This window comes from Aminobacter sp. P4_H6_2 (genome assembly GCF_056400805.1).
In genome coordinates this window covers 1-8,318 of the sequence record NZ_JBFUKO010000205.1, presented here as the reverse complement: position 1 = coordinate 8,318, position 8,318 = coordinate 1, and the positions used below count along the sequence as shown (strand labels likewise).

The following is an 8,318-nucleotide window of genomic DNA, read 5'->3' as shown; positions in this document are numbered from 1 at the left end:
GGCCCAAGGCCGACCTCGACGCGGCAATCGAGGCGATAGTGGGCATCGCCGGCTTCGTTTCGACCCATGCCGAGGTGATCGAGGAACTCGACATCAATCCGCTGATCGTTTGCGGGCAAGGGCAAGGCGCGTGGATCGCCGATGCCTTGCTTGTTACTCGTGAAGCTTCGTAGGAGGGAAAAATGTCCGACGTCGTCAAAACCCGCCGCGAGGGCGTTATCCTCGAAGTCACGCTCGACCGGCCGAAGGCCAACGCCATCGACCTCAAGACCTCGCGGGAAATGGGCGAGGCCTTCAAGGCGTTTCGCGACGATCCCGCGTTGCGCGTCGCCATCGTAAAAACGGCCGGGGACAAATTCTTCTCGGCCGGCTGGGACCTCAAGGCCGCCGCAAATGGCGATGCGGTCGACGGCGATTATGGCGTCGGCGGTTTTGCCGGCCTGCAGGAACTGCGCGACCTCAACAAGCCGGTGATCGCCTGCGTCAACGGCATGGCTGTCGGCGGCGGCTTCGAACTGGCGCTGTCCTGCGACCTGATCTACGCCTCCGATCATTCGAGCTTCGCTTTGCCCGAGATCAAGGCCGGAACGCTGGCGGATGCTGCAACCATCAAGCTGCCCAAGCGCATTCCTTACCATGTCGCCATGGACCTTTTGCTTACTGGCCGCTGGATGGATGTCGCCGAGGCGCATAGCTGGGGGCTGGTCAACGAGGTGCTGCCGGCCGACAAGCTCGAGGATCGTGTCTGGGAGGTCGCGCGCCTGCTTGCCGGCGGTCCGCCGCTGGTGTTTGCCGCGATCAAGGAAGTGGCGCGCGCTGCCGAAGTCATGGGCTTCCAGGAGACGATGAATCGCATCACCAAGCGCCAGTTCCGCACGGTCGACGAACTTTATGCCTCGGATGACAACCTTGAGGGCTTTCGCGCGTTTGCCGAGAAGCGCGACCCGGTATGGAAGGGGAAGTGAGGTAAGGTTTGCTCCCATGACCGACTACGCCAAACTCATCGACGCCGAGACTTGGGCGTTCATCGAGCGGACCAATTCATATTATCCGCCCGACACGATCGATTACACCATCGCCCAGCAGCGCGAGATCTACGATCGCATGTGCCGCGAGTTTTTCGCTGGCTACCCAGAAGGGGTTGCGGCCGAGACGACGAGCGTCGCCACGTCGACGCACGACATTCCCATCCGCGTCTATCGGTTGGCCGGCAGGAAGCCGGCGGCCGTCGTGGTCTATTTCCATGGCGGAGGGTTCATCCTCGGCGGGCTCGACAGTCATGACGATGTCTGTGCCGAGTTGTGCGGTAGGACGGGCTTTGAAGTGGTTTCGGTCGACTATCGGTTGGCCCCGGAGCACCGCCATCCAGCAGCCTTCGACGATGTCCTGAAGGCCTTCGAATGGGCGACAGCCGTCTACGACCTGCCCATCGTGCTTGCCGGCGATAGTGCCGGCGGCAATCTGGCCTCCGCTGTCAGCCACGCCACGCGCGGCCATGTACGAAAGCCCATTGGCCAGGTGCTGATCTATCCCGGCCTCGGCGGCGACCAGTCGCGCGGCTCCTATGTCAAGCATGCCGAAGCGCCGATGCTGACGGTGCGCGACCTTCATTTCTACCAGGACGTCCGCACCGGCGGCGAAGACCGCACCGGCGACATCACCATGTCGCCGCTCGCCGACGGCGACTTCGCCAATCTGCCGCCGACGTTGATCGTCACCGCCGAATGCGACCCGCTGTCGTCGGACGGCGAGGCCTATGGCGAGCGTGTCGTCGCGGCTGAAGGTCAGGCGTTCTGGTGCGAGGAGCCGGGGCTGGTGCATGGCTATCTCCGCGCCCGCCACACGGTCGGCCGTGCCCGCGAAAGCTTCGCCAGGATCGTGGATGCGGTGGGGGTGCTGGGGCGAGGGGAATGGGTGTGGTGAGCTACTTCGACAGGCGTGCGCCGATGTCCATGCGCTGATGAGGAATGCGGACCACGTCGATGGTTTCGCCCATGGCACGATAGACGATGAAATGCGAGCCGATGCTCAGCTTGTGATAGCCGGACCTGATGTCCGCGAGTGAGCGACCCTTGCGACGGCCTGCGGCGAGCTCGGTGCATGAGCCATGTATCTGCAGGACATACTGGTCGGCTTGATCTGCGCTCCACGTTTCAGCGGTGTAGCGCCAGATCAGCTCGAGATCCGTTTCGGCTGCCGGAGAAAAGATCAGCCGCTTAGCGGCCATGGCCGGCACGCATCCGGCCCAAGAATTTCTCGATGTTCAGCGGCGCGGACGGGCCGCTTTCCTCGCCTTCGATGATGGCCGCGCGCAGCTGTGCCACCTGCAATTCGTGCTCTTCCAATAGCCGGAGCCCAGCGCGTACCACCTCGCTGGCCGAGCTGTAGCGGCCATCTTCAACCTGTCTCTCGACGAAATCCGAGAAGTGGTGGCCGAGGGAAATGGACGTGTTTTTGTTCATGGGGCAATAATACCAAAAATTGGTATTATTGCCCATAAGCTCAGTTCCCAGCACTTTCCATGCGCCGGCCCTTGATCGCCTTTTCCAGCCAGCCGATTTCCATTTCCGGCACCGACGACAAAAGCAGGTCCGTATAGGCATCGAAAGGCGGCTTCAGCACCTCGGATTTCGGCCCGTAGCGCACCACCTCGCCGCGATACATCACCGCGATGGAATCGGCGATCGACTTCACCGTTGCCAGATCATGGGTGATGAAGAGATAAGCGACGCCTTCCTCCGCCTGCAGGTCGAGCAAAAGCTTGAGGATACCGTTGGCGACCAGCGGGTCGAGCGCGCTCGTCACCTCATCGCAGATGATCAGCCTGGGCTTGGCGGCGAGCGCACGGGCAATACAGACGCGCTGCTTTTGCCCGCCTGAAAGCTCGGCTGGATAGCGGTCGGCAAAACCGCGCCCCATCTCGATCTTGTCGAGCAGTTCGGCGACACGTTTGTCGCGCTCGGAGCCCCTCATGCCGAAATAAAACTCCAGCGGCCGGCCGATGATGGTGCCCACCGTCTGGCGCGGGTTCATCGCGACGTCCGCCATCTGGTAGATCATCTGCAGCTCGCGCAGGTCGTCCTTGGTGCGATCGGCGAGGCGATTGGCGAGCGTGCGGCCGGCAAAGGTGATGCTGCCTTGCTCGGGCGGCAAAAGGCCGGTGATGGCGCGTGCCAGCGTCGATTTGCCGGAGCCGGATTCGCCGACAACGGCCAGCGTCTGGCCGGGCAGGATGTCGACCGAGGCGTTCTTCAACACCTTGATCTTGCCGCCGCCATAGGCGGCCGTGATGTTCCTCACCGACAAGAACGGGATAGCACCGGGCTGCTTTTCCTCGTGCTCGATCTCATGCACCGAAACCAGCGCACTGGTGTATTCTTGGCGCGGCTCCTTGATGATCTGGCGCGTTCCGCCCCATTCGACCAGCTTGCCGTGCCTCAGCACCATGATCTCGTCGGAGACCTGGGCAACCACGGCGAGGTCGTGGCTGATGTAGAGGGCGGCGACGCCGGTGTCGCGGATGGCGTCCTTGATCGCTGCCAGCACATCGATCTGGGTGGTCACGTCGAGCGCTGTCGTCGGCTCGTCGAAGACGATCAAATCGGGCTCTGAGCACAGCGCCATGGCCGTCATGGCGCGCTGGAGTTGACCACCCGAGACCTGATGGGGAAAACGCTTGCCGATGTTTTCGGGGTCGGGAAGGCTGAGCTTCTTGAACAGGGCCACCGCGCGCTTCTCCGCTTCGGCTCTGGTCGCCACGCCGTGCAGGATCGATGCTTCCACCACCTGGTCCATCAGCCGATGCGCGGGGTTGAAGGCGGCGGCCGCCGACTGCGCGACGTAGCAGACCTCGCGCCCACGAAGCGCGCGGATGCCTTGCGTGCTGCCCTTGCGGATGTCGCGGCCGTTGAGAATGATCTCGCCGCCTGTGATCTTCACCCCACCACGGCCATAGGCCATGGCCGACAGGCCGATGGTCGATTTGCCGGCACCAGATTCGCCAATCAGGCCAAGCACCTGGCCCTTCTTAAGCGACAGCGAGACATCGTGAACCAGCGTGATGGTGCGCGGGGCTTCGCCTGGCGGATAGACCTTGGCCTCGATCCTGAGGTTGCGGATGTCGAGCAAGGTCTCGGACCCGTTCGCAGGTGACTTAGCCATTGCCGCGCCCTCCCTTGAGATCGGTGGTGCGGTTGAGCACCCAGTCGGCGACGAGGTTGACGGAGATGGCGAGAATGGAAATCGCCGCCGCCGGGATCAGGGCTGCCGGAATGCCGAAGACGATGCCGTCCTTGTTTTCCTTGACCATGCCGCCCCAATCGGCATCCGGCGGCTGCACGCCGAGCCCAAGGAAAGAAAGCGCAGACAAAAACAGCACCGCATAGATGAAGCGCAGGCCGAGTTCGGACACCAGCGGCGACAGCGCGTTGGGCAGGATCTCGCGGAAGATGATCCAGCCCTTGCCTTCGCCGCGCAGCTTGGCCGCCTCGACGAAGTCCATGACGTTGATGTCGACGGCAACGGCGCGCGACAGTCGGTAGACGCGGGTCGAGTCGAGGATGCCCATGACCAGGATCAGCGTTACCAGCGTCGATGGCAGCACTGACAAAACGACGAGCGCGAAGATCAGCGTCGGGATCGCCATCAGCAGGTCGACGAAGCGCGACATGCCTGCGTCGAACCAGCCGCCGACGACGGCGGCGGTGAAGCCGAGGATCGCGCCGAGCGAGAAGGACAAGGCTGTCGCCAGCACGGCGATGAAGATCGTCGTGCGTGCGCCGTAGATCATGCGCGACAGTAGATCGCGGCCGAGAKTGTCGGTGCCGAGCAGGAACTTGCTCGACATCGGCGCCCAGACATCGCCGACGATTTCGCCGAGGCCGTAAGGTGCAATCAACGGCGCGAAGATCGCCGCGATCAGGAAAAGCGTCGTCAGGATCAGGCCGATCCAGGCGGTGATGGGAATGCGTTTCAGATCAAGCATGACGCGCCCCTCATTTCGGATGCCTGAGGCGCGGATTGGCGATGATGGCGGCGATGTCGGCGATGATGTTGAGGCCGATATAGACCGCAGCGAAGATCAGCCCCACCGCCTGCACCACCGGCACATCGCGCTTGGCGACATGGTCGACAAGATAYTGCCCCATGCCGGGATAGACRAAGATCACYTCGAYSACGACGACGCCRACGATGAGRWARGCGAGGTTGAGCATSACSACRTTGATGATCGGSGCGATSGCRTTGGGGAAGGCATGYTTGCGGATGAYGTTGAAGGGCGAAAGACCCTTGAGCTCTGCTGTCTCGATATAGGCCGACTGCATGACGTTGAGGATCGCCGCGCGCGTCATGCGCATCATGTGGGCGAGCACGACAAGCGTCAGTGCCGTTGCCGGCAGGGCGATCGCCTTCATGCGTTCGAGAAACGGCATGCCGTCATAGACGGTGGAGATGCCGGGAAAGATCTGCCACTTCACTGCGAAGAAATAGACGAGCAGATAGCCGACGAAGAATTCGGGCAGCGAAGTCGAGGCAAGTGCAAGGCCGGATATGGTCTTGTCGATCCAGCCATTGCGATAACGCACGGCAAGCAGGCCCAAGATGATGGCCAGCGGAATGGAAACGACCGCGGCCCAGAAGGCGAGGAACAGCGTGTTCCAGAGCCGTCCGCCGATGGCGTGCGCGATATCCTGCCGGCTCGACAGAGCGGTGCCGAGATCGCCGGTCAAAACGCCGCCGAGCCATCTGAAGTACCTGATATAGGCCGGGTCGTTGAGGCCAAGTTCCTGGCGCAGATTGGCGAGGGCCTGCGGCGTTGCCGACTGGCCGAGAATGGATTGGGCGACGTCGCCGGGCAGGATTTGCGTGCCGGCGAAAATCAGGACCGATACGGCCAGAAGCAGGAGCAGTCCCAGCGCAATGCGCTGGGCTATCAGTTTCAGGATTGGGTTGGACATGCGGACAACACCGTTGTCACGCGTTGAGCCAGCACTTGGACAGCGCGTAGCCGCCCATCATCTCCTGGTTGCCGTCGGGGACCCAGCCGCCGACCTTGGCGCTGGTGGCGTCGATGAAGTCGTTGAACATCGGCGTGATGACGCCGCCCTCGTCGCGCACGATCTGGCCCATGTCGGCGTAGATCTTCTTGCGCTTGTCATTGTCCAGCTCGGAGCGCGCCGCAAACAGCATCTTGTCGAAATCTTCGCGGAAGAAGCGGGTGTCGTTCCACTCGGCCTTGGAATAATAGGCGGTCGAATACATCTGGTCCTGCGTCGGCCGCCCGCCCCAATAGGAGGCCGAGAAGGGCTGCTTGTTCCACACTTCCGACCAGTAGCCGTCGCCGGGCTCGCGCTTGACCTCGAGCGTGATGCCAGCCTTGGCGGCGCTCTGCTGGTAAAGCTGAGCGGCGTCAACAGCACCAGGGAAGGCAACGTCCGAGGTGCGCAGCAGCACCGACCCGGAATGCCCTGACTTCTTGTAGTGGAACGCTGCCTTGTCGGGATCGTATTTGCGCTGCTCCATTTCGGTGAAAAGCGGATAGGCCTTGTTGATCGGCGTGTCGTTGCCGACCGAGCCGTAGCCCATCAGGATCTTCTGCAACATCTCCTCGCGGTCGAGCGCGTATTTCAGCGCGAGCCTGAGGTCGTTGTTGTCGAAGGGGGTGGTGTTGGTGTGGGCGATGAAGACGTAATGGCCACGGCCGGCGACGTTGCGGATGACGACGCCGGGCACGCGCTTGATCAGCTCGACGATCTTGGGCTCGACGCGATTGATGATATCGACCTGTCCGCCCTGCAGCGCTGACGTGCGCGCGGTCGCGTCATTGACGACGATGATTTCGATCTGGTCGGCGAAGCCGCGATCATCGCGCCAATAATTGGCGAACTTCTCGCCGCCGAGCCGCACGCCGGCTTCGTTGACGGTGATCTTGTAAGGGCCCGTGCCGATGCCCGCGTCCGGCTTGTCCTTGCCGCCATCGGGCTGGATCATCAGGTGATAGTCGTCGAGCAGGAAGGGCAGGTCGGCGTTGGCATCCTTCAGGGTGAAGACGACGTTCTGGCCGTCGGCCTTGACCGAGGCAATGCCGCCCATCAGGCCAAGCGCACCGGATTTCGCCTTTTCGTCGGAATGGCGTTCCATGGTCGCCACGACGTCGGCCGGGGTCATTTCCTTGCCATTGTGGAACTGCACGCCCTTGCGGATCTTGAAGGTCCAGACCTTGGCGTCGTCGGATGCGCCCCATTCTTCCGCCAGGGCCGGTTTCGGCTCGCCCTCAGGTGAAATCTGCACCAACTGCTCGGCCCACTGGCGGCCGAAGAAATAGGGGACCTGGCTCGACCATGATGCCGGGTCGAGGCTGTCGGTGGCAGCGCCACCTTGCATGCCGGCGCGCAGAATGCCGCCTTTGACGGGGCCTTCGGCCTTGGCGGCACTCGCCAGCAAGGAGTTTGCAAAGGTTGCCGCGACACCCAAGGCTGCAGCGCGGCCGAGGAAATCGCGGCGGCTCAACTTGCCGGCAGCAACGATACGGCTCAGGAATTCCAGTTCATTGGACAACGGAAGGCTCCTCACTCTGGCGGTCGTTATTGTTCGACTTCTGTCAGCAATATTGACCGTAACGTAAGGGCATCGGCAAGGCCGAATGCGACATGATGTGGCGCAATCGGCATGTCGTATCTGGGCCAACGGCCCGCGGCATCAGATGTGGTTGCGCGGAATGATTTCGTCGAAATCGCGCTGGAAAATCAGTTTCTCGCCTTCATAGGCTTCGATCCGGCCGGTGAGGTGGAAATTTTGCCCATCCGAGCGCATGGCGGTGAATGCTTCGGTCCTGATCGCCCAGTCGTTTCTGGACAAAGTCTGCGTCCAGTGGGTTTCGCCATGGGCCGAAAGCGGGCTTTTCGAGTCGATGGTCCAGAGCTCGCGGGCGATTTCGCCGATGACCAGGCCGTGGTCCATGTCACGGATTTCGCCGAAGTCGTCGACGATGCGCAGGCTGACTGTGTCTTTCGCGTCGTCGCGCTCGACCGTGCGGTTGTTCGAACTTTCGCGCAGTGTTTCGACCTGCCAGGGCGTCGCCCCTTCCGGCTCGGCGAAGCTCCATTCGTCGGCGCTGCTCGACGGACGTACCGGCAGGTCGACGGCGCCTTCATGCAGCGTGAGCGTCACCTCTTCCGGCGACGGCCAGACCAGCGGCCAATAGGTTGACGACACGGCCACCCGCAGTTTGTTGCCGGGTGCCACACGGTAAGCGATGTCGTCGAGATTGAAGACAATCTCCATCGTCTCGCCGGGGACAAGGTCCTCGGGGAATTCATGAC

9 protein-coding genes are annotated in these 8,318 nt (G+C 62.3%); 2 read left to right on the top strand and 7 right to left on the bottom strand.

All coding sequences use genetic code 11. The features are described from left to right. Positions 1-182 precede the first annotated feature (182 nt). Positions 183-965 (top strand): carnitinyl-CoA dehydratase, encoded by a 783-nt coding sequence (locus tag AC1DUU_RS15840; RefSeq protein WP_476784362.1) that lies wholly within the window; start codon positions 183-185, stop codon positions 963-965. Positions 966-981: 16 nt separating this feature from the next. Beyond that, positions 982-1,923: an alpha/beta hydrolase gene (locus AC1DUU_RS15835; protein WP_476784361.1), complete on the top strand. Its 942-nt coding sequence runs from the start codon at positions 982-984 to the stop codon at positions 1,921-1,923. 1 nt (position 1,924) lies between these two features. Here AC1DUU_RS15835 and AC1DUU_RS15830 read toward each other — a convergent pair whose 3' ends face one another. From AC1DUU_RS15830 to AC1DUU_RS15800, 7 genes are all read right to left on the bottom strand, one after another. Next, entirely contained in the window at positions 1,925-2,227 is a 303-nt protein-coding gene (locus AC1DUU_RS15830) for a type II toxin-antitoxin system RelE/ParE family toxin (protein WP_476784360.1), read from the bottom strand. After that, entirely contained in the window at positions 2,217-2,462 is a 246-nt protein-coding gene (locus tag AC1DUU_RS15825; protein ID WP_476784363.1) for a type II toxin-antitoxin system ParD family antitoxin, read from the bottom strand. Before AC1DUU_RS15825 ends, AC1DUU_RS15830 begins: the two co-directional genes overlap by 11 nt. A gap of 40 nt (positions 2,463-2,502) precedes the next feature. After that, positions 2,503-4,161 (bottom strand): ABC transporter ATP-binding protein, encoded by a 1,659-nt coding sequence (locus tag AC1DUU_RS15820; RefSeq protein ID WP_476784359.1) that lies wholly within the window; start codon positions 4,159-4,161, stop codon positions 2,503-2,505. After that, complete coding sequence (locus tag AC1DUU_RS15815; protein WP_476784358.1) at positions 4,154-4,984, bottom strand: ABC transporter permease; 831 nt, start codon at positions 4,982-4,984, stop codon at positions 4,154-4,156. Before AC1DUU_RS15815 ends, AC1DUU_RS15820 begins: the two co-directional genes overlap by 8 nt. Positions 4,985-4,994: 10 nt before the next feature. Then, entirely contained in the window at positions 4,995-5,954 is a 960-nt protein-coding gene (locus AC1DUU_RS15810; RefSeq protein WP_476784357.1) for an ABC transporter permease, read from the bottom strand. A 16-nt stretch (positions 5,955-5,970) separates the two neighbouring features. Further along, positions 5,971-7,554, bottom strand: a complete 1,584-nt coding sequence (locus tag AC1DUU_RS15805; RefSeq protein ID WP_476784356.1) for an ABC transporter substrate-binding protein — start codon at positions 7,552-7,554, stop codon at positions 5,971-5,973. A 141-nt stretch (positions 7,555-7,695) separates the two neighbouring features. After that, positions 7,696-8,318: CocE/NonD family hydrolase C-terminal non-catalytic domain-containing protein (locus AC1DUU_RS15800; RefSeq protein WP_476784355.1), on the bottom strand; the 623-nt coding region annotated here is incomplete at its 5' end.